Here is a 23,485-nt window from a genome sequence, read left to right as displayed (position 1 = left end):
ACGCTATTCGCCGAGCCGCCACACGACCGGCACGCCCTGCGTTCCCGCCAGCCTGGCCTCCTTGCGCGCCAGCCCCGGTGTGGCGCCCTCGGCGACCAGCACGCCCTCGGGCGACAGGGCGGCCCACATCCCGGCGGGCGCGTCGGCCACCTCCAGCGCCCGGTTCACCTCCAGCGCCCGGTTCACCTCCAGCGCCCGGTTCACCTCCGGCCGGGCCGGGGCGGGCGTCCGGCGGCCCTGCCACCGCCGCCAGTACAGCCACTGCACGACGATCAACGGCCCGAGCACGGTCAGCAGCGGCAGCAGCCGGCCATGGGACAGGACGAAGGCGATGGACAGAGCCAGCAGGACGGCCTCCAGGCCGGCGGCACACCACGCGGCCGCCTTCCCGTACGCCCGCAGCGCCACCACCGGCCAGATCGACAACATCAGGCAGTCGCCGAGCCCGATGAGGGCGGGATCGTCGCCATAGGAGGAGGCCAGCACGGGCGCGAACGGCAGCCCCTGCATCCGCTGGACGAAGTCGGCGGTGAGCGACGTCAGCCCGGTGGCCAGCGTGTCGTACAGGGTGAGGGCAGCGGCCAGCGCGGCCACCTGCGCGGGCGTGATCGCCGCCTGCACCCACATGTTCACCACGCCGACGACGAGCAGGATCAGCAGGGCGTCGTTGATCACAAGGAGCGCGGCCGGCCGTCCCAGCGCGAAGGCGGTGACGTCGGCGGCGCACAGGAGCAGGGCGGCGATCATGCCCCACCGGCCGCCCAGCACGGGGGCGAGGGTGAGCTGGGTCAACGTCAGGACCACGAGCCCGAAGATCGACACGACGACGCCCGTGGGCAGGTGCAGGTACGCGAACGGCATCACGACCAGCGTCACCACCATGACCGCGATGTCCGCGCCCACCATCCGGCCGACCGGCGGTCTGGGCATGACGTAACGGCGCAGGTACGCGGCGGTGAGCGCGACGGCCGCAGCGACGAGGGCGTACAGGGCGAGCACGTACGGGGTCATCACAGTCCTCGCTCGAAGCTGATCTCCAGCAGGTCCGTGCGCAGCCGGCAGGGCGTGGGCAGGTCCTCGGCGGTCTCGACCAGAACGATGCCGGTCAGGGGCAGCCCGTGGGCGCGCTCCTCCAGCCGGCCGAGCAGGCCCTGCTCGGCCTTGCCAGCGACGACGTACAGGACGGTGTCCTCCAGGGCGTACCGGGTGGGCAGCGGCAGCGCATGCTCGGCCTGCAGCAGGTCCAGCACGTCACGCGTGGTCAGCCCGCCGGGCGACCTGCGGCCGAGCACCCGCGAGGTGGCGGGCAGGGCGGCGAGGGCGCACGTCGGGGGCTCGGCCAGAACCTGGACGAGGTCGCCGGTGACGTACCTGAGCAGGAGCGTGGTGTCGCGAAACGTGGAGTACGGCGTCACGACGATCGTGCCGACCTCGCCGGGAGCGGCGGGGGCCAGGGTCTCGGGGTCGAGTATCTCGACCAGGCCCTGGTCGGCGGACAGGTGCAGATGACCGTCGGGGCAGACGCGGCCGGACACCGGGGCGATCTCGGTCATGCCGTACCCGTCGCGGACCTCGGCCCCGAGCGCGTGCTCCGCCCGCTCGCGCAGCGCGTCGGTGAGGACCTCGCCGCCGGACCAGATGGTGGTCAGCGCGAAGTCGGCGGCCCGCCAGCCGCCCCGCTCGGCCTCCTGCACGAGCGCCGCGAGGTGGGAGGCCGGCACGTTGAGATGGGACATCTGCGCGCGCTTGCCCGGTACGTGCAGCGGAGTGGCCAGCCGGTCGAGCGTGGCGGCCGGGTCGATGGTGCCCAGGTGGGCGAACACGGCCCCGGTACGGGTGACGGCCCGTTCGGTGAGGATCTGCGCGACGGACCGCGAGCTGCTCGCGTTGGCCCACACGTCGTCCGTGCGCACGTTCCCGGACATCATGAGCGAGAGCGCCGACAGGCATGACAGCAGCTCGATCTCGTAGGCGGAGAACCACACCAGCGTGGGCGTGCCCGTCGTGCCCGTCGTGTGCGCGAGCACGGATGGCCTGGCCAGGTCGGAGACGAACGCCGCCGGCCTGCCGCGCAGGTCGGCCTTGGAGGTGGGGGCGATCGAGGACAGGGTTTGCGGGGTGATCGAGGCCGGGTCCACGCCGTGCTCCGCGAACCACCGCCGGTAGTAGGGGCTCTCCGCCGCCGCGTGGGCCACCGTGCGCCGCAGCCGCCGCCGGGTGAGGTCCTCCTGGAGCTCGGGGTCGTTGCCCGCGATCAGGTCGTCGGCGCCCTCGCCGGGCGAGCCGAACGTCTCCAGCGTCTCGCGCATGTCGTCGACCAGCGTGTAGACGTCCCGCAGCCGGAACCTGCGCCCCGACATCATCGACCAGGCGTAGCCGAGCTGGCGTACCGCGGTGCCGAACACGCCGCTTTCCTCCCGTCGTGGTGTCCCCCGGGAGAGCTCCCGGGGGATCACTCGCTGTTCGTCAGACCTGCAGCCCGAAGATGGCGCTGGACAGGGTGCTGACGGCGTACTTCGCGTAACGACGGGCGGTCTTGACCATGACGAACTCCCAGTTCCTCAGGGGGCGCACCGATCGCGCCCTCTGCGATCAAGAGTGGGAGCCGCTGCCAGAGATCCCCTAGAGAGTCGCTACAAAGTCATTACAAACAGCTGGTCGCGGCCCTGTCCGCGCTACAACGCCCGCGGCCTGCAGCCTGTCGGCGGGGTTGCGTTCGACGATGTCCATGGCGATCCCCAGGCCGGCGCCATGAGCGACGACCGTGTTCCCGTGGGCTGAGGCCCGCGAGCACGACGACCGCGATGACCGGGCCCGGCACGTCTACGGCCAGGCCACGCTTGCGTCCCGGCACCTTCTGGCGACGTCCCGGCCGGTCGTGGTGGCGGGGACTGACCGAGGGGTGCGCGGCCTTCCATGCCGCGAGGACCGGTAACACTACAAACCCGCACGATCACATGACGACATCACCGATGGAGGCTCACGTAGGCACTCGCAGGGGCTCCAGGGCGGCCAGGACGAGGTCGAGCCCGAAGGTGAACTCCTCCGCCGGGTCGTAGCCGGCAGCGGCGAGCACCGCGGCGGACTCGTTGAGGTAGGGGAATTCGTCAGGAGGAAGCTGGGGCAGGAAGACGTCCTCGGTCATGTCCGCGAACTCATCGGCGGTGTCGAACGGCAGGCTGGCCTCCTGCAGGGCGAAACCGTAGACATAGCTGTCGATCAACCAGTTGGCGTGCGTCGCCATCAAGACCGGGAAGCCGGCCCTCCGCAGGCAGGCGGTGACCGCTTCGCGGTGGCGGAGGTTCGCGGGACCCGGCGATGTCCGCGACTCCATCAGGCCGATCGCCCACGGGTGGCGTGCGAGAACCTGTCGGGCGGATACCGCCCGGCATCGCATCGCTGACTGCCAGTCGGTCTCTTCGGGCGGGAGCTCGATCTCCTCGAACACGACGTCGATCATGGCGTCCAGCAACTCTTCCTTGTTCGCCACGTAGTAGTAAAGCGACATCGCGCCCGCGCCGAGCGCGCCGGCCAGCCGGCGCATGCTCAGCCCGTCGACCCCCTCGCGGTCGGCGAGCCGGACCGCCTCGACCACCACCCGTTGCCTGCTCAGCGCAGCGTCTGACGCCACCTGGCGTTGTTCCTTCGCAGACACGGGTCTCCTCTCGCTCGCTCGAACGGCTTGACAATCGTCCAGCGCACGGTCATGGTACAGCGTACTACCAGTAGTACGCTGTACGACGTACGGTGTACGAACCGGCCGGAGACGTTGCTCGGACGTGAGGAGGCTTGTGGGAATCGAACAGCGGTCGAGTGCCGGAGCGCGCCTGGCGCCGGGGGCGAGTCCGGCCGGGACGACGGCGATGCGGGCCGCCGGCCAGCCCCGTTACGGCCTGCCCTAAGCGCTCGAGTCGTCCGAGGTCCGGGCTACCGCTGCCCGGCCGAGGCGATGTGCTCGTCCAGGTGGGCGCGGCCTCGGTACATCCCTGCCGCCACTCCGGCGGAGGGACCGCTCCTCTCGAAAGAAGAACCGATGACCACCCGAACGAAAACCGCGACCCTGCTCGACAACCGGCCGGTCCCCGTCCACGCCAAGCTCGCCGCCGCATGGACCAGCTTCATGTTCCTCTACATCTACGTCGACTACTTCCACCTCCACAAGCCCGGCGTCATCGACAACCTCCGTGCCGGCGTCGTCTTCGAGTTCGACGTCAGCCCGACGTTGTTGACCATGATGCTCGCGTCCGTGGCGATCCCGGCCCTGATGGTGATGCTCTCCATGACGCTGCCCGCCCGGGTGAACCGCGCCACGAACCTCGTCGTCGCATCGCTCTACATCCCCTACTCGGTGTTCAACGCGGTAGGGGAGTCCTGGGACTGGGCCCCCTTCTACGGCCTTTCCATCGGGATCGAAGTGCTGCTCCTGGCCTTCATCCTGCGCTCCGCCTGGACATGGCCCCGAACCCCCGCCGTCCCGGCCGGTCCCGCGATGACCGACCTTCGACAGTAGGTGTCCGTGTAAAGCCCTACCTCGCTACCGCAGGCGTCCGTCTCGCTTGGCCTCTTGCGCGTCAGTCCGACAGCCAGTGCAGCTCGTGCGCCAGGGCTTTTGCGACGGCACGGATGCGGCGGTGAAGCGGCGACTGCTCGCGCGGGAGGACCACGTGGATCGTCAGGCTGGGCGCGCCGCGCAGCGGTCGCCAGGTGAGACCGGCCGGTTGCGTCGTGACCGCGGCTTCCCCGGCCGGGGCGAGGGTGACCCCGTCGCGCAGATCACGTTGGGACATGTCGAAGGAGACTGCGGGCGTGTGGAATCGCGGGTGTGGTCGGGCGTCTCGGAACAGTGCGGACAGCTGATCGTGGATCACGGGGTTGGCCGCACGGTCCGGAAGCCGCAGCGGATACGCGGCCGCGACGGCGATCTCGATCTCCGGGTGTTCGGCCAGCGGATGGTGCTGCGCCAGCTGGACCCCGACGCGCATGCGCCGCAGCAGGAACCGGCGCACGCCACGGCCCGGCTGTTCACCGCGGGTGATCCCGGCCTCGATGCGGCCGTCGGCGACCGCGGGGGTGATCTCCGGTGTCGCCATCGGGACCGCGCTGACCTCGAGTCCGCTGTTGCCGCGAGTCAGCCTGTCCACCAGGGCCGGTACCGTCTCGGCCCCGGCGCTGAGGCTGTAACCGATGCGCAGCGTGCCCAGTTCGCCGGCCGCCGCGCTCCGGGCGGTGTCCCAGGCCCGGTCCAGCGCCGCCAGCGCGGGCGGCGCGGACTCCGCCAAGGCGGCACCGGCCGTGGTCAACACGACGCTACGCGTGTTGCGGACCAGCAGGGCCGTGCCGAGTTCCGCCTCCAATCGGCGCATCCGGGCGCTGAGTGCGGGCTGTGCGATACCGATCCGTGCGGCCGCGCGGGTGAAGTTCAACTCCTGCGCCAGCACCAGGAAGTACCGCAGGCTCACCGTGTCCGGCGCCACGCGCCCTCCCCGCCGATTGATAACGATCCGTTCTGAGTCTATCCAGAATCGGTCTTTCCCTCGGCCGTACATCGAGCCCTAACCTGCGCATATGGCGATTCAACCGGCCGCAGCACCCGTCGCCGGGATCGGCCGATTTGAGGGTCAATTCGAAGTCGGACGTGTCCGGCCAAATACAGGAGGTTTCCATGGCTAAGGGCTACTGGGTCAGTGTCTACCCCGCCATTTCCGATTCTGAGGCCCTGACTGCCTACGACAAGCTGGCCGGTCCGGCTGTCCAGGCTGGGGGCGGGCGCAACCTGGCCCTCCTCCCGTCCCGTGGCGGTCGAGTCGTCGCCCACGAGGCCGGAATCACGCAACGTGTCGTGCTGATCGAGTTCGACAGCTTTGACCAGGCCGTCGCGGCATACGAGAGCGAGGCTTACCAGAAGGCGCTGGTGGCATTCCCCGACGGCGTCCAGCGCGACTTCCGCATCATCGAAGGCATCGACTGACAGTGAGGCTCGCCGGGCGTGGACCTGGTGCCGGCGGGCAGGCTGTCGGCACTGGCTCGCTACGGGCCGGTCTCCAAGGCGCCGACGTCGCGAGATCTGGAAAGCGATCGGCAGGCGGCCACACCTGCACGGCATGCCCGGATGATCGCGGCGGCCGGAGGGTGTGTTTCCGGCTTCAGGTCAGCCCCTCCAGGTCTGGAGGGGCTGACCTCTTGTGGCTGGTCGGAGTCAGACGGTGGTGGCCAGCCAGCCGATGGTTTCGCGGGTGTGGTGTCCGTCGCTCTTGGTGGCGCCGGCGAGGATCTCGTTGATGCGGATCCGGAAGCCCTGCGGCGTCACGTCCGCGATTCTGAGGCCGGGGGTCTCGGGTCCGTTGAAGGTCTGGACGAAGGGGATGACGATGACGCGTGCCCCGGCGGGGAACGGGGTCGGGAACGTCACCTGGGTGAAGGTGGAGGTGTCGCCGCCGGTGGTGGCCACGGGGTGGGTGGAGTCCAGGTCGAGGATGCCGGTTTGGATCATGCTCATGCGGGGGCTCCTTGTGGTGAGAGTACGGCTTTCCGGGTTTCGCGCTATGTGATCAGAATCCCGGTCCTTGCTACTGAATGTACATATTTGAACACTTGGAGTGATATATGGCGACAGTGGACGACGACGACAGTTTGACGTTCGCCGCCGAGCAGTACGGTCCCCAGTCGTTTCGCCTGCGGGCGTCGGCGCTCAGACGGCGCTCACCCAGTGCGCCATGATTCCGGTGCGCCCATCGCCACCACTCTCGATGACGGCCTCGCCGGTCCCGATGCGGTAGGCGTGAAGTGTCACGACGTCTCCGGCGGCGAAGGTCTGCAGGAGCGTCTGCCCGGCGGTGGCTCGCAGTGTTGCATTGACACCGGCCAGGCCGCTCTGTGCCTCACTGCCGGGAAGGAGCACGCCATTGATGAACAACGCTGTGTGGACATACAGATGCGGCGACACCACAGCCACCGCGTGGAGGGCGTGATAGGAGACCTCCCATACACCGGGGAAGGGGATCTGCAGATCCGGAACCTCAGAGACCTTCTCGTGGACACGGTCGGCACCCCTCAGCGGGTGGCCGAAGGCGAGCGGGCCCGTCTGGAGCCATACTTTCGAGGCTCCCTGCTGGGGAGACGCGGTGTTGGGTGCTGACATGTCTGGCACACCTTCCGGATGAGGGCCTTCCGCCCTTCGGTGGGGACGAGCCACTGAACAGGCGCGGGTTGTACGCGCATCGATGCGTCTCTTTGAGTATTCGTTCAACTCCGTTCTGTATTCGAGAGAGAGATTACTGTCCCTCCGGCCACATAAGTCCCACTACGGGTGCCCCACGAAAACGTCTCTGCCGTCGTCATCGCGGCGGGGAGGGCGGCGGGGAACTACCGTCGCCTGCCACGAGGAGGTCCGGCAGGCACGGATCTGCCGAACGTGTCGCCCGGGTTGTCGCGGCCGATCAGGGGGCAACCGGACAGTCCCGACGGGGATCCGCCTGCGGTCGAGCAGAGTCTTGAGCGGGCTGCGTCGCATGGTGCCGGTCAGGGGCTGAGCACGATCTTGCCGTGGGTGTGTCGGCGTTCGAGTTCGGTGTAGGCCTGACGGACCTGCGTCAGCGGGTAGACGTTGGCGATCGGGACTTCGAGGTGCCCGTCGGCGATCAGGGCGGCCAGTTCGGCGAGTACCTCAGCGCCCGGCCTGCCGTTGGTTCCGGGTTCGGTCTTGACCCCGTACCTCGCGGCCGCCGCGAAATCGGCGATGGTGTCGATCCGCTCGGCGGCGACGCCGAAGGCAAGGGCCATTTCGACGTACCCGCCGCCGTAGGCGTCGATGAAGGCGTCGATGCCGCTCGGTGCGGCGGCCTTGATCCGGTCGATGACGCCGTCACCGTAGGCGATCGGGATCACGCCGTGTGTTCGCAGCCACCCATGGTTGTGCTCGCTCGCCAGGCCGATGACCGTGGCTCCGGCGCGGCGCGCGAACTGCACGGCGAGCGAGCCGACTCCTCCGGCTGCCGCCGAGACGACGACGGTCTCCCCGATGTCGAGTTGTACGGAATGCACTGCTCGCCACGCGGTCACTCCGGCGACGTACAGGCCGCCCGCCACCTCCCATGAGACGCTGTCCGGCTTGGGGGTGAGGTTGTCGACGTCGACCAGGACCAGCTCGGCCTGTGCTGCCCGCCGCTCGGAGAACCCGATCACCTCGTCGCCGACCGCGAATCGGTCGACTCCGGCGCCGACCTCGGCGACGATCCCGGCGAGGTCGCTGCCCTGCCCGGACGGAAAGGTCGAGGGAAAGATGTCGGCCATCGCGCCGGTGCGTATGGCCGCCTCACCGGGGTTGATGCCTGCGGCCTTGACCCGCACGAGGACCTGCCCGCTCCCGGGCACCGGCCGGTCGACCTCGTCGACCCGCAGCACCTCGATTCCACCGAACTCGTCGTATCTGACTGCTTTGGTCATGGTCTTGCTTCTCCTGTGGCGCGATGCGCGACCGGCGTCGAGAACGGGAAGGTGTTACCAGGGCACGCTTCCGGCGTCGTCGAAGAATCCGCCGGTCGGTCCGTCGTCGGGCAGGGTCGCGAGGTGAATCGCGATGGCCGCGCCCTGTTGTGGCGTGCGGACGCCCTGGAAGCCGTTGAGGTCGGTGGCGGTGTAGCCGGGGCAGCCGGAGTTGATCAGGATGTTGGTGCCGCTCAGTTCCTTGACGTATTGGATGGTGAGGGCGTTGAGGAAGGTCTTCGAGGCCAGGTAGGCGGCGGGAACCGGGCCCATGTCGATGCCCGGTGTGGTTTGCAGGGCGAGTGAGCCCACGCTGCTGGACATGTTGACGATCCGCGGTGCTGCCGAGTCGCGCAGCATCGGCAGCATCGCGTTGGTGACCCGGATGACGCCGATCACGTTGGTCTCCACGACGGCTCGCACGGTCGCGGGCTCGACCGTGGTCGGTGTCTGCGGCATTCCGCCGGTGATCGCGGCATTGTTGACCAGGACGTCGAGCCCCCCGGCATGCCCGGCGATCAGCTCGGCCGCGGCGGCGACACTCTCGTCGTCGGTGACGTCGAGGGGCACGCCGAACGCATCGATCCCGGCCGCGCGCAGCTTCTCGACCGCGGTGTCGCGGCGATGTCCGTCCCTCGCGCCCACGCCGATTCGCCAGCCAAGGGCGCCCAGCCCTGCGGCGATCTCGTATCCGATTCCCTTGTTCGCGCCGGTCACCAGCGCGATCGTCCGTTCGCTCATGCCGTCGATCATGTTGCGGACTCGGGTGGGGCGTCCAAGACCGGTCAGGTGGACGGCGATACCGCACGGGTATCGGCCGTGGTCAGCGCTGGATACGATGAGCCGGTGGAGACGCGGGAGTTGCGATACTTCGTCGCCGTGGCCGAGGAGTTGCACTTCGGACGGGCGGCACAACGGCTCTCGATGGCGCAACCACCACTGTCGCGGGCGATCCAGCAGCTGGAACGGCGGCTCGGAGTCGTTCTGCTGCACCGCACCGCTCGCGCCGTCGCCCTGACCGAGGCCGGGTCGGTGCTGCTGCGGGAGGCCCGGCTCGCGCTCGACGCGGTCGAAGCCGCCGAGCGCCGCACCCGCCGCGCCGCGGCCGACCAGCCCGGTGTGGTCCTGGCCACCAAGGCCGGAGCGTCCAGGGAACTGCTGGCGAAGCTGCTGCACGCCTACGCCGCTGAACCGGGCTCAGTGCCCGTCGAGGTGATGCTGTGCGGGCCGGGCGAGCCGGAGGGTCTGCTGCGCACCGGGCGTACCGACGTCGCTCTGCTCCACCGGCCTTACGACACGACGGCCGGACTCGACACCGAGGATCTGCACACCGAACAGCAGGTCGTGGTCCTGCCCAAGGGGCATCCGCTCGCCAACCGGGCGTGTCTGTCGTTGGCCGAGGTCAAGGCCCAGACGGACCTGCCCCTGCCGCGCTGGCCCGGACGGGATGGCGGCCATCCGGACGGCCCCGGCCCGCAGGTGCGCGACCATACCCAACTGTTTCAACTGATCGCGCTCGGACTGGCCTGCGCCGTCGTCCCCGAGTCGCTCCGCGACCAGCTGCGCGACGACTACGCCATCGTGCCGGTCCCGGACGCGCCGGCCGTCACGACCGTCATCGCCTGGCCGCCACACAGCAGATCCAAAGCCGTCGCCGACATCGTCCGCACCGCAACACGCCTATGTGCTTGCTCACTGACGGGGTAATTCCGCAAAGAGCGTGACAATCACGAAGCAACTGTGGATGCGAACCATTCGGAGTCCGACGCTGCCCGTCCCCGCGCGGGCGGGCCGTACTGCTCTTCTTAGCTGAACGCCGCGGCGTTGCGGGCCGCCCAGTCGGCGTAGGTGTGGGGCTCGTCGCCGGTCAGTTCGCGTACGGCCGGTGACACGTCCGCGGCTCTGCCGACGAACGAGGCGAACAGCGTGAGCATCGAGTCCACGACCGGCGCGGGGGTATGCGCAATCATCTGCTCGCGCGCCTGCTCGGGAGACAGTTCCTCCAGACGCAGGTCGCGGCCCAGGACCTCGCCGAGGATCCGGACCCGGTCGGCCGTCGTCAGCGAGGCGGGCCCGCTCAGCTCGTACGCCTTGCCCGCGTGCCCGTCGTCGAGCAGCGTCCGCGCGGCCACCGCGGCGATGTCGCGTTCGTCGATCGGCGCGGTGGCGGCCTCGGCGAACGGAGCGCGCACCACGCCGCCGTTCTTGACGCCGGGCGCCCACCGCAGGTCGTTCGCCATGAACGCGCCGGGGCGCAGGAACGTCCACGGCAGCCCCGACCCGGCCACGGCCCGCTCGTACTCGGCGTGCGCGCTGCCCAGCACGCCGGCCTGCTTCATGGTCACCGCCAGCGCGGACAGCAGCACCACGTGCCCGAGGCCGGCCCTCGCGGCCTCGCGCAGGAAGCCGTCCACCTGGCCGGCGGCCGGGAGCAGGAACGCGCGGTCCGCTCCCCGCAACGCGACCCGCAGATCCTCTGCCTGCGACATGTCGGCCTTGACCACCTCCACGCCGTCGGGCAGCCCGGCCCGCTCGGGGTTGCGGCTGATCGCCCGGACCTGCTCGCCCGCCCCGAGCAGCAGATCCACCAGCTGACGTCCGACGTTTCCCGTGGCGCCTGTCACCAGAATCACGTCTACCTCACTTCGGATATCCGAACTGTTTGGATATGGGCACTGTAACCTGTGACCGTGACGGACCCCGTTTCGCCCCCGCGACTGCCACGCCCCGAGGAGGTCAGGGAAGCCCTCGGCTTCGTACCCCTGGTGGAGGCGTACTTCCGGCGGGCCCAGGCCGAGATGCCGGACCGGATGCGGGAGATCTTCCGCAGCCACGGGCTCACCGCGAGGCACGGCGCGGTCATCCCGCAGCTGACCGTCGAGTCGTCGCTCAGCGTGAGCGAGCTGGCCGACAGGATGGGCGTGTCGCTGCCGACCGCGAGCGAGCTGGTGGGCGACCTCAGCCGGGCCGGCCTGGTCGAACGCCGGGAGGATCCGGCCGACCGCCGCCGCACCCTGGTGTCGCTGGCCCCTGACCATCGGGCCATGGTCGAGGGGTTCGTCGCCCTGCGTGCCGCGCCGCTGCTGCGCGTTCTGGACAACCTCTCGCCGTCGGACCGGCAGGGGTTCGTGGCGGGTTTGATCGCGTGGGCGCACGAGGTGCGCAACTGGTGACGCCCGGTCCGCGACGGGACCGGGCCCCGGCGCTATGACGGGGGCGCGCAGCGGGTGGCGAGGCCGTCCAGGAGGCAGTCGAGGCCGAACGTGAAGCGGCGCTCGCTCTCGCGTTCGACGTCGATCTCGCCTGTGGCGGCCATCCGGCCGGCCAGCGTCGGGTGGCGTTCGGCGACCTGGCGCAGGTAATCGGCCGCCTGCTCGTCCCAGCCGGACCCGGTCCCGCTCATCCGGGCCAGCGTGTCGCGCCAGGCGACCTCCGCGATGACCGCGCCGACCACGTGGTCGTTGACGGCGGCCATGGCGGCGTCGAGGTTGGAGCCGGCGAACCCGGCGCTCTCCAGCAGGCGCAGCCCGGTCTCGGCCAGGGCGAGCGCGTTCGGGCCGAGGTTGGGCCGCACGGTCAGCTCGGACAGGGCCCACCGGTGGCGCAGCAGCATGGCGCGGTTGCTGCGGGCCAGCGCCGCCAGGCCGTCCCGCCAGCCGGACGTGCCGGGGCCGGCGCGCACCTCGCCCAGCACGCGGTCGAGGGCCAGCTCCAGCAGGTCGTCCTTGGTGTGGACGTACCAGTACAGCGACCCGGCGGTCACCCCCAGGTCGGTGGCGACGCGGCGCATCGACAGCCCGCGATGACCCTCGGCGTCGAGGACGGCGACCGCCACCTCGACGATCCGCTCGCGGGTGAGCTGACGGTCGCGCGGCGGCCGCTCAGGACGCAGCCACACGGACCCGCCGGAGGACTCTGACGACGGCACGCGATCACCCTACCCGCCTTGACGTCGCCTTCCATTCCCTTGTACAACGTTCAAGACTATTAAACACTGTTTAAGGAGGAGCCGGATGCCAGCCCTGATGTTCCGCCCGAACGGCCCGCTGCCGGGCGACGTGCACGTGACCGCGCTCGGCCCCGAGTCCGGGCCGCCGGTGATCTTCGTGCACGGCTCCACGAGCTGGGGCGACGACCCGGTGTACGGGTTCGCGGCGCAACGCCCGCTGGCCCGCCGGTTCCGGTTGCTGCTGATGGACCGCCGCGGCTACGGCGGCAGCCCGGACGCCGGGGACAGGTTCCCCGGCGACTACCTGGCCGACGCCGACGACGTCGCCGAACTCCTCGGCGCGGGCGCGCACCTGGTCGGCCACTCCTACGGCGCCGTCGGAGCCATGATCGCGGCGGCGCGCCGGCCCGAGGCGGTGCGCTCGCTCACCTTGGTCGAGCCGGGCAGCTACCAGGCGGCCGCCGACCACCCCGCCGTGGCCGAGGCGTTGCGCGCCAACCGCGCCGCCTACGCCGACCTTCCCGACCTGACGCCCGAGGAGTGGCTGCGCGCCGCCGCCGGCTCGACCGGCATGCCCGAGCCCGGCACGGGCGAGCGGCGGTTGCGCGCGGCCGCCACGGCACTGCGCGAACGCGTCTGCTGGGAGGCGGGCCTCCCGCTGCCCGCGCTACAGGCGGCGTCCTTTCCCAAGCTGGTCGTCTCGGGCACCTGGGAGGGCGCGCCCGGGCCGTACCGGGAGCGCGGCGGCGTCCCTCTCATGGCCTGCGCACGGGTCACGGCCGAGCGGATCGGCGCCCGGCACGAGCAGGTGCCGGGCAGCGCCCACTACCCGCACGTCGAGGCGCCGGAGCGGCTGAACGCGCTGCTCACCGCCCTCTGGTCCGGCGCCTGACTGCCCCCGGAAGTGTCACGGGAGAGGCCCGTCAAGCCAGGAAGAACGTGGCCAGCGTGCGGGCGACCAGTGCGGGGTCGTTCTCCATGGGGATGTGGCCGGCCTCGGGGACCCGCACCAGCGTGGTGTTCGGCACCTCGTCGGCGAACCGCTGCGCGTAGCCGACCTGCTGGAAGGTGTCGTCCTCGCCCCACACCAGCAGCTTCGGCGCGTCGCAGGCGAGCAGGGCGGGCATCAGGTCGAGGGTGTATCGGCTGTCGGCGGCGCCGGCCAGCGCCATCCAGGACCGTCCCACGCGTGGTTCGCGCCACGGGTCGAGGTAGTCGTCCATCTCTTCTTCGGTGACAGGCCGGGCCAAGGCGGTGGTGACGGCCACGCGCCGGGCGGCGAGCAGGTCCTGCACGGTGGTGGCGGCGACCACGGCGGGGTCGCGGTAGCGCGCCACTCCGGGCACCGGCCAGGAGTCGTAGCTCACCGAGTTGACCAGCGCCAGCCGGGGAACCGCCAGCTCGCCGCCGGTCAGCAGCTGCTGGGCGACCGCGCCGCCGATGTCGTGCCCGGCCACGCCCGCGGGCGCGTCCATGCCGAGCGCCGCCGCGAACCGCGTCACCCAGGCGGCCAGCGCGGGCACGGTGGCCGTCTCCAGCGTCAGCTCCCCTTCCGAGCGGCCCAGGCCGGGGAGGTCGACGGCGACCGGCCGCAACCCGGCCGCGGCCAGGTCGTCGAGCACCCGCAGCCAGACGCGGCTCCAATACGTGCCGTGGAGCAACAGGACCTGCGGGCCGTGCTCGCCCGCCGTCAGATAGCTGGCCGTACGGCCGTCGACGTCGATCGTCATGCGTGTGGACATGGCCATAACCATCAGGGAATGGGCCACCGCCGGTCAAATACCACTTAGGGTATGGCCCCATGACGTTGACGCAGCTCCGAGCGCTGATCGCGGTGGCCGAGCAGGGCGGGTTCACCGCGGCGGCGGACCTGCTCGGCATGTCCCAGCCCGCGGTCAGCCGTGCTGTCGCCGCTCTCGAACGCGAGCTCGGCGCACCCCTGTTCGTCCGTCACACCGACGGCATCGCCCTCACCGAGGCCGGGCGGCGCGCCCATCTTCGCGCCCGTGAGGCTCTTCGCCACTTCGACCTGATCCGCGCGGAGGTGGCGGCCGCCGCGGGTGAGGTCACCGGGCCGCTCCGGCTGGCCAGCCTGCCCAGCGCCACCGGCACCCTCATCGCCCACCGGTTGCGGACCTTCACCGATCGCCACCCCCAGGTCCAGGTACGCCTGTTCGAGGGGGCCGACGACGACGTCCGCGGCTGGCTGCGCGGGGGCGCGGCCGAGGTCGGCGTGGTCACGCTCCCGGCCCCCGGCCTGCACACGATCCCGCTCAGCACGCACGAGATGGTCGCCGTGGTGCCGGCCGGCCATCGCCTGGCGGGGCAGGAGACCGTCCACATCACCGACCTGGCCGGGCAGCCGTTCATCCTCACCACGGCGGGCTGCCGTCCGCTCATCACCGACGCGGCACGCCGGGCCGACGTCCAGCTCGACGTCGCCTACGAGGCCGGCGGCCAATCGGCCATCCTCGAAATGGTGGCCGCGGGCCTGGGGGTCAGCATCGTGCCCACGCTCGGCCTGCCGGCCCGGCTCGGACCGGTCACGACCAGGCCGCTCGAACCGCGCCTCACCCGGACGCTCGCCCTGGCCGTCCTGTCGCCGAGCGACTGCGGACCTGCCGTACGGGCCTTCCTCGACCTGGCCGAGCAATGACCTCTGGCAGGGTCGGGGCCTGACGGCGCTCTCCTCCTCATCGTGATGCGACGCTGGTTGCGGTGCGGACGAATGCCGCGAGTGCGGGTGCTCGGCCTCCTTGTGGCCAGGCGAGGACGAGGGTGGTGGGCTCGGCGTCGGTGACCGGTACGCAGACCAGGTCGTCGCGGAGCTGGCCGCGTACGGATGCGGGCACCACGGCGACCGCGCGGCCGAGCGCGATGAGCTGCAGGAGCTGGCCGACGTCCCGTACGGACAGCTCGTTCGAGGTGTCGGCCGACCAGTGGGGCATCGTCTCACCGGCCAGGTCGGCGAGGCGCACGCTCGCCCGGCCGGCCAGGCGGTGGCCCCGGGGGAGGACGACGACCTGGTCCTCGGTCAGGAGTTCCGCGAAGTCCAGACCGGTCAGATCGGTGTTCGAGCGGTGCAGCAGGCCGACGTCGGCGCGGCCGTCGCGGATCATCCCGGCGCGCTCGTGGGCCGCGCACAGGACGATGTCGACCGGGACCGCGTCCGGCTCGGCATCGTAGGCGGCCAGGATGCCGGGCAGCAGGCCGCAGTCACCGCCGGGTTTCATCGCCACGACCAGCCGCGAGACGGGCCGGGCCGCCCGCTGGGCGCGTCGCACGGCTGCGTCGACCGCGTCCAGGGCCCGGCGGCTCTCGGTGAGGAACACCTCGCCGGCCGGGGTGAGCGCGACCCTTCGGCTGCTGCGTTCCAGCAGGGTCACGCCCATCCGGCGTTCCAGCCGGCCGATCGCCCTGGACAGCGGCGGCTGCGCGATGCCGAGACGCTCGGCCGCCCGCCCGAAGTGCAGTTCTTCGGCGACCGCCACGAAGAACGCGAGTTCGCGGGTCTGTAAGCGATCCATACCCTGAGGGTATCGGCCGAGACTCAGCCGGGCATTGTCCTGCCGTGGCCCCCGGTGGTGAGGTCGTCCCCATGACGGACAGCACGATCGCCCTGATCACGGGGGCGAACAGGGGAGTGGGGCGGGCCGTCGCCCGCCGGCTCGCGGACCGCGGCGCGACGGTGCTTCTCGGCTCCAGGGATCTCGGGCGTGGCGAGGAGGCGGCCGAGGCGCTCCGGTACGGCGGCGGTGACCTGCACGCCATCGTGCTCGACGTCACCGACGCGGCGACGATCGAGGCGGCCGCCGGCCGGATCGGCGACCGCTTCGGCCGGCTCGACGTGCTGGTCAACAACGCCGGAATCTCCGGCAGCCCCGGGCCCACGGAGCCGGCGGCCGCCGACCTCGACCTGGTCAGGCGGGTGTTCGAGACCAACTTCTTCGGTGTGATCGCGGTGACCAACGCCATGCTGCCGCTGCTGTCGCGGTCGGCGGCGGCCCGCATCGTCAACGTGTCCAGCGGTGTCGGGTCGCTCGCCCGCATGACCGATCCGGATCACTACATGTCCCGGCTGGCGGGGCACGCGGCGTACCCGCCGTCGAAGACGGCGCTCAACTCCTTGACCGTGCAGTACGCCAAGGACCTTCGGGAACGAGGCATCCTCGTCAACGCCTGCACCCCTGGTCCCTGCGCGACGGACTTCACCCGGCACCTCGGCCTCCCTGTCACCCGCACGGCCGACGACGGCGCCGCGATCGTGGTCCGACTGGCCACCCTGGACGCGGACGGCCCGACCGGAGGGTTCTTCGACGACGACGGCGTGGTGCCCTGGTGACCGCCTCCGCCGAGCGCCGTCATGCGGGCGGGCGGCCGTAGCCTGGCGTTCATGGTCGAACGAGTGCGGGTCGCGGTGGTCGGCGTCGGTGACAACGTGTCGGCGCTGGTGCAGGGGAAAGCGCTGTACCGGGCCTCGCGGAGTGTGGCCGGGCTCCGGAAGATCACCGGTGAGCCGCCGCCCACCGGCGTCCCGGTGTCCAGGGGAATCACCGACGCCGCCGACGCCGCCGAGGTGGACCGGGTGGCCGGGGAGCTCGCCGGAGCGGAGGTCGTGCTGTATGCCGCTCCCAGTGGCTCGACGAGGCCGAGCCGCTGCTCAAGTTCATGACCCTTGGTAGATCCATAGTCAAGAATTCGATATACCGTCGCGCGTGTGGACTTACGTCGATTGCAGTATTTTGTGGTCGTCGCGGAAGAGGGCAGCGTAGGACGCGCCGCCCGCCGCCTGCTCATCTCCCAGCCGCCGCTGAGTCAGCGCATCCGCGAACTGGAGACGGAGCTGGGATGCGCGCTCTTCGTCCGCACCGCGCGCGGGATGATCCTCACCATGGCCGGCGAGGTGCTGCTCAGGGAGGCCCGGGGACTGCTCGCCGCCGCCGCGGGCGCGGTCGAGCGAGTACGGCAGGCGAACGGTGAGCCGGTACTGCGGGTCGGCGTGCTGAGCCCGGCCGAGTCGGCCTTGTCGGCCGAGGCTGCCCGGAGCTTCACCCAGCGCTATCCGGCCTCGCGGGTCCAGCTTCGCCAGGGCAACGTGGCCGATCCCACGATCGGTCTGGGGCGCGGCGAGGTCGATGTGGCGATCACGTTCACGCCGTTCGACGAGACCGGGCTGGCGCTTCACGCGGTCCGGGCGGAGCCGATATACGTGGCGCTGCCCATCGACGACCCGCTGGCCGACCGGCTCTCGATCGCTCGCGCCGAGCTGTACGGCCACCGGACCGTCCGGCTGCCCAGCGAGGCGGACCCCACCTGGGTGAAGTTCTGGCAGATTCCGGGCGACGGTCCGGTGGTGCGATCACTCGGCGAGGGACTGCACGCGGTCCTGTGGCAGCAGGCCGCGATCTTCGTTCCCGAGCGGACGACGCGGACGAATCCCGTCCCCGGCGTGCGCTACGTCCCGCTGGCCGATCATCCCTCGACCCACCTCGTCCTGGCCAGGCGAAGCACCGATCACTCGCCCCTGGTGACCGGCTACATCGCCGCGAGCCTCGCCTGGGCCCAGGACTGCTCCTGACAACTAGCGGTCAGTCATCGATCAGCCTGATCCAGCCCGAGACATTCCAGGCCGCGGTCGAGGGGCTGTAGATGGCGAAGTCGACCGCGCCGCCGATGGTCGTGTAGCCGCTCTTGCCCTTCCAGCTCACCCCGACGCCGCTGTCGGTGCTGTTGGCCCAAGCCCAGGGGTCGACCTGGCCCCGGCAGTTGTAGATGCTGCCTCCGATCGAGAAGCCGAGGAAGCTGACGGAGATGGGCTGCTGCCGGCAGGGCTCGAAGAACTGCGTCCACTTGGGGTCCTGGTCGACGATCAAGTTGCCGGGCGGGACCCAGGTCCACTGCCAGGTCTGCTTGATCTCCGTGCCCTTCGCCTGGTCGCTGGCGCTGTGCCAGATCTGGCCGAGGACTCCCCAGTTCCCGGCTCCGTCGCTGTTGACCAGCCAGTAGCCGTACCAGCCGTAGATGTGGGCGTTGCCGAACCAGTAGTCGGCGACCAGCCACCAGTCCGGGTTCCGGTCCACCGGGGTGCTCAGGGCGGCGGCGGCCCCGCTGGTCGCCGGATCGGGGACGGACCCGGCGTATTTCAGCAGTTCGGACTTGCTGAGGTTCGGCCCGGTGATGGACAGTCCGACCGCTCGGCCGCCGGCGAGCTGGGCGGAAGGGTTCACACCGGGGACCTGAGACGCCGCGTGGACGACCCGGACGGTGCTGCCGGGCAGCACTCCCTGAAGCCTGAGCCTCGCGCCGGTGTTCGAGGTCCAGGTGATGGTCCGGACTCCGATGGCATCCGCCGCGCTGACGGACTCGGTGAAGGTTTCGCCCGCCTGATCAGAGACGATGGTGACCGGCTTGTCCCGGCCGGGCGGCGGCGACTGAGCCGTCGCCGGACTCGTCGTCAGGGCCAGCGTCACGGTGACGGCGGCCAGCATGCGCAACGACCTCATGGTTCTCCTTCCGGTGCCGGAGCGGGGTGACGAGGGGAGGTGCGGCTCCAGCCCTTTCAGAAAACGATTTCAGCAACCGCTCGTCCAAGACTGTTTTGGGATCACCGGGACAGTTCTCGATATGGCCCACTGCCGCGCAACCCACACCAGGTCGCGGTCATCGGCGGACACCAACGTCGCCCGACGTGGTGCGCATGATGCGTACCAGGTGGAGCGCTCACAGGAGTACACCGACAGGCGGTGGTGGCGGCCCGCTGAGGGCATCGTGGGGCGAGGCGCCAGAAACGCCGTAAGCGGTGCCAGGCCAGATGGGCCTGCATACCCACGTACCGGGCATGATCGCCGTCCCGTACGGGAGCCGGAACGGTCTCGGGTGCCGCACAGAGCATCCGGCCGCTCGGTGAATCCGCCGACGTTTGCCAGGGTCTGAGCGCCTTTCTGGCGGGGTGCAGATGTCGCAATCCAGATCGAACCGAATTTCGTCCCTTTACCAGCCCGCGGCGCGGCGGATCGGCATCCAGGTGGGAGCCGGGGTGCCGGTCAGGAAGTCGCCGACCAGCCGGACGCACAGCTCGGGCCTCTCGTGCAGCAGCAGGTGCGAGGTCTGCGGGACGACGGCCAGCTGGGCCGCGGGCAGCGTCCGGTACATCTGCAGGGTGTGCTCCAGGGTGACGATGTCGTCGTCGGCGGTCATGACCAGCACGGGACAGGTGACGGCGGCCAGGTCGTCCGGGGTCAGCGGCCGGTCCTCGGTGACCGACCGGGCCGCCTTGGCGATCACGACGGGGAAGTGGCCGGCCCCGTCCGGCGACACCTCGGCGTAGGCGGAGACCAGTGGCGGCGGAGGCGGCGCGTCGGTGCTCGGCCGCAGGATCATCCCGTCCGGGTGGAAGCAGCCGCTGATCAGGACGAGCCGTTCGACGAGGTGCGGGTGGCGCACGGCGGTCCACAGCGCCACCATCGCCCCGGCGCTGTATCCGGCCAGCCGCACGGGACCGCCGGCCGTCTCGTCGATGAACGCCGCGGTGTCGTCCGCGAACGCCTCCATCGAGAACGGCCCCGGCACGTCGGGCGTGTGACCGTGGCCCCGGCGCTCAGGGAGCAGCAGCCGGAACCGTTCGGCCAGCGCGTCGAGGTTGCCGGTGAAGTCCCGGCTGTCGGTCAGGCCCCCGTGCAGGAGGACCAGCGGGTCTCCGGCGCCGCGCTCGTCGTACCAGGTGCGCACGCCGTTCACTTCGATGTAGTCGGCCATCGTGCCGCTCGTTCCCTTCGTCGCGTACGGGTCTACGAGACTGGTACGACACGGCGGCCGGAAACTCACCGCACGTCGCACACGGTTCAGCGGCAGACCGTGCCGGGCACGGGAAGCGTCCCGGAGATCAGGTAACGGTCGATGCTCCCGGTCGCGCAGGCGTTACGCAGGTATGAGGTGTGCCCGTCGCCGTCATAGGTCAGCACCTGCGCCCCCTTGATGCCCCTGGCCAGGCTCTTGGCCCAGGCGAGCGGCGTCGCGGGATCATGCGTGTTCCCGACCAGCAGAACGGGCGGCGCCTGGGTGATGTGCACCGGCCGCTGCGGATTGGACGGCGCGACGGGCCATCCCAGGCATCCGGTCGTCATGTCCCAGAACTCCGACGTCCCGCGCATGTGCGGGGCCCTCCGCGTGACGTCCCGAGCCCGCGTCCTGAGCTGCGGGAATCCGTTGATGTCAGGGTCGATGTCCTGGCAGAGGACCGCCCGGTAGGCCGAGGTCGTCGCAGGGTTGTCCAGCGCCTCGGCCCGCATCTGCCCGAAGAGCACCGCATCGCCCTGCTCCGCCTGGACGATGCCCCGGGCCAGACCGCCGTTGAAGTCGGGGGCCATGGTGAGCATCGCGTACGCGACGTAGCGCAGTTCGTCCGCCGTCAGCGGACGCCCGCCGGTCACGGGGATCGGCGTCTCCTCCGCCTTGCGCACCAGAGCGTCCCACACCTGCGGTACGGACCGGCCGTGCAGCTCACATTCCTGGGTCCGCTCGCACCACCCGGCGAACCTGTCGAACCCGTCCTCCACCGCCGCCGCGGCATCGCGCACCATCCGGCGCGAGCTCATCCCGTGATCGACGATCCCGTCCAGCGCCATCGCCCGTACCCGGCCGGGGAACCGCCGCGCGTACTCGGTGCCGAGCATGCTCCCGTAGGAGCGTCCCAGGTAGCTGATCTGCTCCTCGCCCAGCGCGGCCCGCACCGCGTCGAAGTCCCGTGCCACGCTCCCGGTGTCCATGTGCCGGATCAACGGCCCGCAACTCTCGCCCACGGCCCGGTTGTGCGCGACGAGCCGGTCATACTCCCGCCGCGTCTCGGGGAACTGCGTGACGGCCGGATCGTGCACCGCCTTCCCGCATGGGATCTGCTCGCTGCCGCCAACCCCGCGCGGATCGATCCCGACGATGTCGAACCGCTCGCGCAGCTCGTCGGAGAAGAAGTACGGCGCCCAGTCCCGCACCAGGTCGGCCGCACCCGTCCCTGGTCCGCCCGGGTTGTAGAACAGCGTCCCGATCCGTTCTCCGGTGGCCTTGCGTCGCGTCATGTTCAGCGAGACCCGCGGCCCGTCCGGCGTCGCCCAGTCCACCGGCACGGCGAGGGCGCCGCACTCGGCCCCGGGTTCCTTCCCGCAGGCTCGCCAGTCGATCGCGTCTGTACTGGTCACGTTCGCTGATGGGGTCGCAGCGGCAGGGGCCGCCGGGACCGCTGTCGCGATCAGCGCCAAGCCCGTGACGAGGGGGGTCCATTTCATGATCTAGATCGTCTCCCGCTCGCCAGCCTCCGTCATCGGCCTTTCGGCCTGCCGCATCGGCCGAACGGACGACAGTTCATCGCGTTCGGCCCGTGAAGTCCGCACAGAAACTCGGGGTCGCCGTGAACGGGTCTCTTCTCGGCGCGATCCAGCCAGGGCGGTACATACGAGTTTGCAAGTCGCTCAACTTATCTTTATATATAGATCACATGAGTCGAAGACCTATGCAGGAGCCGACGTTCCTGATCCTCACGGCGCTCGCGGCCGGGCCCCAGCACGGCTACGGCATCATCACGGACGTCGTGCAGATCTCAGGCGAACGGGTACGGCTACAAGCCGGCACGCTGTACGCCGCGCTCGACCGTCTCCAGGGGGAAGGGCTGGTCGAGACCGACCGCGAGGAGGTCGTCGACGGCCGCGCGCGGCGTTACTACCGTCTCACCTCCGCGGGCGAAGCCCGGCTGGCCGCCGAAGCGGAGCACCTGCGTCGCAACGCCGACACCGCCTCCTCTCGCCTGCGCGCCAGACTCCGCTCGGCGTACAGCCTCAAGGTGGCGACGCCTGGCCGCGAGTTCCTCGGGAGTGCATCGTGAATCTGGAGGACCGTTACCGGCGGTTACTGGCGTGGTACCCGAAGGAGCACCGCGCGCTGCACGAGGAGGAAATGGTCGCGGTCCTCCTCGCGACAGCCGCACCCGGCCGAGACCGACCGACCGTCCGCGAGACCTTCGACCTGCTGCGAGGAGCCTTCGCCATCCGGTTGTGGCGTGCCGTGGGGCCCGTCTCCCGCGGGCACTGGCGTGCCGCCTTCAACGTTGCGGCGCTTCTGGCACCGATCTGGCTGCTCGTCCTCGAAGTCGGTCAAGCCGGTGCTCTCGTAGAGATGTCGCTTCGGTCCGGAGTGGCGGGTCCGATGCTGACCTTGAGGCCACTGATGATCGCCCTGCCGTACGGGTTGATCGTTTTTCTGGCATGGCGGAACTCGCGAAGGGTCGCGGCCGCCGTGGCATGGGGGTGGGCGGTACTGTACGCCGGGCTCGTCGCCAGCCCGCCCGATCTCGGCCTTTCGCCCGTCTATGTGGCGTGGGACGGCGTGCTTCTCGTGGGGTCGGGATTCGGCAGCGTGGTGCGGTTCGTCCTGCCCGCCTGCCTGGTCGCAGTGATGCTGACGTTCGCTCCCTCATCCGGTCCTGCTCCGTTGGGGGCCCGGCGGCTGGCCGGATGGGCCGCCGTCTCGCTCGTCGGCGCGGCGGCGAGCAGTCGGCTTCCCCCCTCGCCTGAGGGGGACTACCTCCTCCTTCTGGTGCTCGCGGTGGCGGCGGTAATGGCGGTGCGCTCGCCTGTCGGGCGGCGGGCGGTGTTCATCGTGTTGCCGCTCATGACCGTCACCCTCAACTGGCTGCGTTGGGTGGGGGATCCGGCGAACCTTCCAGCGGTGGCTGCGACCACGGTGGCCCTGCTGGCCGTCGCGGCGTGGCTGGCCAGAACCGGCGCTCCCGCCTCCGGACCAGCGAAGCGCCTGACAAGCGGTACGTGAGATCGCCGGGCGACGCGCAGAGAACGCGTGGTCGCCGGCGGCACCACCGTGCTGACCGGCCCGACGTTCAGGGTCACGTGCCGACCCGGCGCCGGCGTCAGTCCTGAGCCGCGGCGTCGATGCCGCCGACGATCAGGTCCGTCGGCGCCCGGGTACGCGGCCGAGCGGTTGGCGGAGATCGGGCAGCCACCGTCATCGGCGCGCACGGCGACCGCCCCGCCTGCGATCTCGCCCTCCATC

General features: G+C 70.5%; 26 protein-coding genes. 11 read left to right on the top strand and 15 right to left on the bottom strand.

Translation table 11 applies throughout. From position 1 onward, the window contains the following. Window positions 1–3: 3 nt before the first annotated feature. From ACIBK9_RS11580 to ACIBK9_RS11570, 3 genes are all read right to left on the bottom strand, one after another. Window positions 4–1,011: a hypothetical protein gene (locus tag ACIBK9_RS11580; protein WP_397157260.1), complete on the bottom strand. Its 1,008-nt coding sequence runs from the start codon at window positions 1,009–1,011 to the stop codon at window positions 4–6. Next, window positions 1,011–2,405 (bottom strand): phenylacetate--CoA ligase family protein, encoded by a 1,395-nt coding sequence (locus ACIBK9_RS11575; RefSeq protein WP_397157258.1) that lies wholly within the window; start codon window positions 2,403–2,405, stop codon window positions 1,011–1,013. The genes ACIBK9_RS11580 and ACIBK9_RS11575 overlap by 1 nt, the downstream gene beginning before the upstream one ends. Before the next feature lie 575 nt (window positions 2,406–2,980). Beyond that, on the bottom strand, window positions 2,981–3,655 hold the full coding sequence (locus ACIBK9_RS11570; RefSeq protein WP_397157256.1) for a TetR/AcrR family transcriptional regulator C-terminal domain-containing protein: 675 nt from the start codon (window positions 3,653–3,655) through the stop codon (window positions 2,981–2,983). Window positions 3,656–4,033: 378 nt separating this feature from the next. On the opposite strand from ACIBK9_RS11570, the gene ACIBK9_RS11565 reads away from it, so the two are divergent. Further along, window positions 4,034–4,510, top strand: a complete 477-nt coding sequence (locus ACIBK9_RS11565) for a DUF6326 family protein (protein ID WP_397157254.1) — start codon at window positions 4,034–4,036, stop codon at window positions 4,508–4,510. A gap of 61 nt (window positions 4,511–4,571) precedes the next feature. On the opposite strand, the gene ACIBK9_RS11560 is transcribed toward ACIBK9_RS11565, so the two are convergent. Continuing rightward, a complete protein-coding gene (locus ACIBK9_RS11560; RefSeq protein ID WP_397157252.1) occupies window positions 4,572–5,474 on the bottom strand; it encodes a LysR family transcriptional regulator in 903 nt (300 codons plus the stop codon). 188 nt (window positions 5,475–5,662) lie between these two features. On the opposite strand from ACIBK9_RS11560, the gene ACIBK9_RS11555 reads away from it, so the two are divergent. Then, the gene (locus ACIBK9_RS11555) at window positions 5,663–5,968 is read left to right on the top strand and encodes a DUF1330 domain-containing protein (protein WP_397157249.1); all 306 of its coding nucleotides are present in this window, start codon (window positions 5,663–5,665) and stop codon (window positions 5,966–5,968) included. 228 nt (window positions 5,969–6,196) lie between these two features. Here the strand turns inward: ACIBK9_RS11555 and ACIBK9_RS11550 are convergent, their stop codons facing one another. From ACIBK9_RS11550 to ACIBK9_RS11535, 4 genes are all read right to left on the bottom strand, one after another. Next, window positions 6,197–6,496 carry a hypothetical protein gene (locus ACIBK9_RS11550; RefSeq protein ID WP_397157247.1) on the bottom strand — a complete coding sequence of 100 codons (300 nt, stop codon included), beginning with the start codon at window positions 6,494–6,496 and terminating at the stop codon, window positions 6,197–6,199. A gap of 192 nt (window positions 6,497–6,688) precedes the next feature. Beyond that, window positions 6,689–7,138, bottom strand: a complete 450-nt coding sequence (locus tag ACIBK9_RS11545) for a hypothetical protein (RefSeq protein WP_397157245.1) — start codon at window positions 7,136–7,138, stop codon at window positions 6,689–6,691. A gap of 380 nt (window positions 7,139–7,518) precedes the next feature. Next, a complete protein-coding gene (locus ACIBK9_RS11540; RefSeq protein WP_397157243.1) occupies window positions 7,519–8,442 on the bottom strand; it encodes an NADP-dependent oxidoreductase in 924 nt (307 codons plus the stop codon). Window positions 8,443–8,496: 54 nt separating this feature from the next. Beyond that, window positions 8,497–9,234 (bottom strand): SDR family oxidoreductase, encoded by a 738-nt coding sequence (locus ACIBK9_RS11535; RefSeq protein ID WP_397157241.1) that lies wholly within the window; start codon window positions 9,232–9,234, stop codon window positions 8,497–8,499. Window positions 9,235–9,327: 93 nt separating this feature from the next. On the opposite strand from ACIBK9_RS11535, the gene ACIBK9_RS11530 reads away from it, so the two are divergent. Continuing rightward, complete coding sequence (locus tag ACIBK9_RS11530; RefSeq protein ID WP_397157240.1) at window positions 9,328–10,188, top strand: LysR family transcriptional regulator; 861 nt, start codon at window positions 9,328–9,330, stop codon at window positions 10,186–10,188. Window positions 10,189–10,286: 98 nt separating this feature from the next. Here ACIBK9_RS11530 and ACIBK9_RS11525 read toward each other — a convergent pair whose 3' ends face one another. Further along, a complete protein-coding gene (locus ACIBK9_RS11525; protein ID WP_397157238.1) occupies window positions 10,287–11,114 on the bottom strand; it encodes an SDR family oxidoreductase in 828 nt (275 codons plus the stop codon). A 57-nt stretch (window positions 11,115–11,171) separates the two neighbouring features. Between ACIBK9_RS11525 and ACIBK9_RS11520 the strand changes: the two genes are divergently transcribed. Further along, the gene (locus ACIBK9_RS11520) at window positions 11,172–11,654 is read left to right on the top strand and encodes a MarR family winged helix-turn-helix transcriptional regulator (protein WP_397157236.1); all 483 of its coding nucleotides are present in this window, start codon (window positions 11,172–11,174) and stop codon (window positions 11,652–11,654) included. 32 nt (window positions 11,655–11,686) lie between these two features. Here the strand turns inward: ACIBK9_RS11520 and ACIBK9_RS11515 are convergent, their stop codons facing one another. Next, the gene (locus tag ACIBK9_RS11515; RefSeq protein ID WP_397157235.1) at window positions 11,687–12,409 is read right to left on the bottom strand and encodes a TetR/AcrR family transcriptional regulator C-terminal domain-containing protein; all 723 of its coding nucleotides are present in this window, start codon (window positions 12,407–12,409) and stop codon (window positions 11,687–11,689) included. Window positions 12,410–12,494: 85 nt separating this feature from the next. Between ACIBK9_RS11515 and ACIBK9_RS11510 the strand changes: the two genes are divergently transcribed. After that, a complete protein-coding gene (locus tag ACIBK9_RS11510) occupies window positions 12,495–13,322 on the top strand; it encodes an alpha/beta fold hydrolase (RefSeq protein WP_397157234.1) in 828 nt (275 codons plus the stop codon). A 31-nt stretch (window positions 13,323–13,353) separates the two neighbouring features. Here ACIBK9_RS11510 and ACIBK9_RS11505 read toward each other — a convergent pair whose 3' ends face one another. Beyond that, window positions 13,354–14,172 (bottom strand): alpha/beta fold hydrolase, encoded by an 819-nt coding sequence (locus tag ACIBK9_RS11505; protein ID WP_397157233.1) that lies wholly within the window; start codon window positions 14,170–14,172, stop codon window positions 13,354–13,356. A 59-nt stretch (window positions 14,173–14,231) separates the two neighbouring features. Between ACIBK9_RS11505 and ACIBK9_RS11500 the strand changes: the two genes are divergently transcribed. After that, window positions 14,232–15,086, top strand: coding sequence for a LysR family transcriptional regulator (locus ACIBK9_RS11500; protein ID WP_397157232.1), 855 nt, complete (start codon window positions 14,232–14,234; stop codon window positions 15,084–15,086). Window positions 15,087–15,123: 37 nt separating this feature from the next. Here ACIBK9_RS11500 and ACIBK9_RS11495 read toward each other — a convergent pair whose 3' ends face one another. Further along, window positions 15,124–15,957, bottom strand: a complete 834-nt coding sequence (locus ACIBK9_RS11495) for a LysR family transcriptional regulator (protein ID WP_397157231.1) — start codon at window positions 15,955–15,957, stop codon at window positions 15,124–15,126. Between the two features lie 71 nt (window positions 15,958–16,028). Here ACIBK9_RS11495 and ACIBK9_RS11490 point away from each other — a divergent pair, with 71 nt between their 5' ends. The 3 genes from ACIBK9_RS11490 to ACIBK9_RS11480 are packed head-to-tail and all read left to right on the top strand — an operon-like array spanning window position 16,029 to window position 18,008. Continuing rightward, window positions 16,029–16,772 (top strand): SDR family oxidoreductase, encoded by a 744-nt coding sequence (locus tag ACIBK9_RS11490; protein WP_397157229.1) that lies wholly within the window; start codon window positions 16,029–16,031, stop codon window positions 16,770–16,772. Window positions 16,773–16,823: 51 nt separating this feature from the next. Next, window positions 16,824–17,102, top strand: a complete 279-nt coding sequence (locus ACIBK9_RS11485) for a hypothetical protein (RefSeq protein ID WP_397157227.1) — start codon at window positions 16,824–16,826, stop codon at window positions 17,100–17,102. A gap of 45 nt (window positions 17,103–17,147) precedes the next feature. Then, complete coding sequence (locus tag ACIBK9_RS11480; RefSeq protein WP_397157226.1) at window positions 17,148–18,008, top strand: LysR family transcriptional regulator; 861 nt, start codon at window positions 17,148–17,150, stop codon at window positions 18,006–18,008. 10 nt (window positions 18,009–18,018) lie between these two features. Here the strand turns inward: ACIBK9_RS11480 and ACIBK9_RS11475 are convergent, their stop codons facing one another. The 3 genes from ACIBK9_RS11475 to ACIBK9_RS11465 all read right to left on the bottom strand — a co-directional run bounded on the left by ACIBK9_RS11475 (window position 18,019) and on the right by ACIBK9_RS11465 (window position 21,621). Beyond that, the gene (locus ACIBK9_RS11475; RefSeq protein WP_397157224.1) at window positions 18,019–18,933 is read right to left on the bottom strand and encodes a hypothetical protein; all 915 of its coding nucleotides are present in this window, start codon (window positions 18,931–18,933) and stop codon (window positions 18,019–18,021) included. Window positions 18,934–19,420: 487 nt separating this feature from the next. Then, window positions 19,421–20,185 (bottom strand): alpha/beta fold hydrolase, encoded by a 765-nt coding sequence (locus ACIBK9_RS11470; RefSeq protein WP_397157223.1) that lies wholly within the window; start codon window positions 20,183–20,185, stop codon window positions 19,421–19,423. Window positions 20,186–20,271: 86 nt separating this feature from the next. After that, window positions 20,272–21,621, bottom strand: coding sequence for an alpha/beta hydrolase (locus tag ACIBK9_RS11465; RefSeq protein ID WP_397157222.1), 1,350 nt, complete (start codon window positions 21,619–21,621; stop codon window positions 20,272–20,274). A 296-nt stretch (window positions 21,622–21,917) separates the two neighbouring features. Between ACIBK9_RS11465 and ACIBK9_RS11460 the strand changes: the two genes are divergently transcribed. Then, window positions 21,918–22,301 (top strand): PadR family transcriptional regulator, encoded by a 384-nt coding sequence (locus ACIBK9_RS11460; RefSeq protein ID WP_397157221.1) that lies wholly within the window; start codon window positions 21,918–21,920, stop codon window positions 22,299–22,301. Next, the gene (locus ACIBK9_RS11455) at window positions 22,298–23,245 is read left to right on the top strand and encodes a hypothetical protein (RefSeq protein ID WP_397157219.1); all 948 of its coding nucleotides are present in this window, start codon (window positions 22,298–22,300) and stop codon (window positions 23,243–23,245) included. The genes ACIBK9_RS11460 and ACIBK9_RS11455 overlap by 4 nt, the downstream gene beginning before the upstream one ends. Window positions 23,246–23,485: the final 240 nt, after the last annotated feature.

This window comes from Nonomuraea sp. NPDC050227 (assembly GCF_044459705.1).
Lineage (GTDB): Bacteria > Actinomycetota > Actinomycetes > Streptosporangiales > Streptosporangiaceae > Nonomuraea.
The sequence above is the reverse complement of the archived record's forward strand: the minus strand, read 5'-3'. Positions and strand labels throughout refer to the sequence as shown.

Bases quoted from the DNA above. Each gene is read 5' to 3' on its own strand.
- ACIBK9_RS11580 (WP_397157260.1), bottom strand. From the start codon at position 1,011: ATGACCCCGTACGTGCTCGCCCTGTACGCCCTCGTCGCTGCGGCCGTC.
- ACIBK9_RS11565 (WP_397157254.1), top strand. From the start codon at position 4,034: ATGACCACCCGAACGAAAACCGCGACCCTGCTCGACAACCGGCCGGTC.
- ACIBK9_RS11555 (WP_397157249.1), top strand. From the start codon at position 5,663: ATGGCTAAGGGCTACTGGGTCAGTGTCTACCCCGCCATTTCCGATTCT.
- ACIBK9_RS11550 (WP_397157247.1), bottom strand. From the start codon at position 6,496: ATGAGCATGATCCAAACCGGCATCCTCGACCTGGACTCCACCCACCCC.
- ACIBK9_RS11545 (WP_397157245.1), bottom strand. From the start codon at position 7,138: ATGTCAGCACCCAACACCGCGTCTCCCCAGCAGGGAGCCTCGAAAGTA.
- ACIBK9_RS11540 (WP_397157243.1), bottom strand. From the start codon at position 8,442: ATGACCAAAGCAGTCAGATACGACGAGTTCGGTGGAATCGAGGTGCTG.
- ACIBK9_RS11535 (WP_397157241.1), bottom strand. From the start codon at position 9,234: ATGATCGACGGCATGAGCGAACGGACGATCGCGCTGGTGACCGGCGCG.
- ACIBK9_RS11510 (WP_397157234.1), top strand. From the start codon at position 12,495: ATGCCAGCCCTGATGTTCCGCCCGAACGGCCCGCTGCCGGGCGACGTG.
- ACIBK9_RS11505 (WP_397157233.1), bottom strand. From the start codon at position 14,172: ATGTCCACACGCATGACGATCGACGTCGACGGCCGTACGGCCAGCTAT.
- ACIBK9_RS11500 (WP_397157232.1), top strand. From the start codon at position 14,232: ATGACGTTGACGCAGCTCCGAGCGCTGATCGCGGTGGCCGAGCAGGGC.
- ACIBK9_RS11495 (WP_397157231.1), bottom strand. From the start codon at position 15,957: ATGGATCGCTTACAGACCCGCGAACTCGCGTTCTTCGTGGCGGTCGCC.
- ACIBK9_RS11490 (WP_397157229.1), top strand. From the start codon at position 16,029: ATGACGGACAGCACGATCGCCCTGATCACGGGGGCGAACAGGGGAGTG.
- ACIBK9_RS11485 (WP_397157227.1), top strand. From the start codon at position 16,824: ATGGTCGAACGAGTGCGGGTCGCGGTGGTCGGCGTCGGTGACAACGTG.
- ACIBK9_RS11475 (WP_397157224.1), bottom strand. From the start codon at position 18,933: ATGAGGTCGTTGCGCATGCTGGCCGCCGTCACCGTGACGCTGGCCCTG.
- ACIBK9_RS11470 (WP_397157223.1), bottom strand. From the start codon at position 20,185: ATGGCCGACTACATCGAAGTGAACGGCGTGCGCACCTGGTACGACGAG.
- ACIBK9_RS11460 (WP_397157221.1), top strand. From the start codon at position 21,918: ATGAGTCGAAGACCTATGCAGGAGCCGACGTTCCTGATCCTCACGGCG.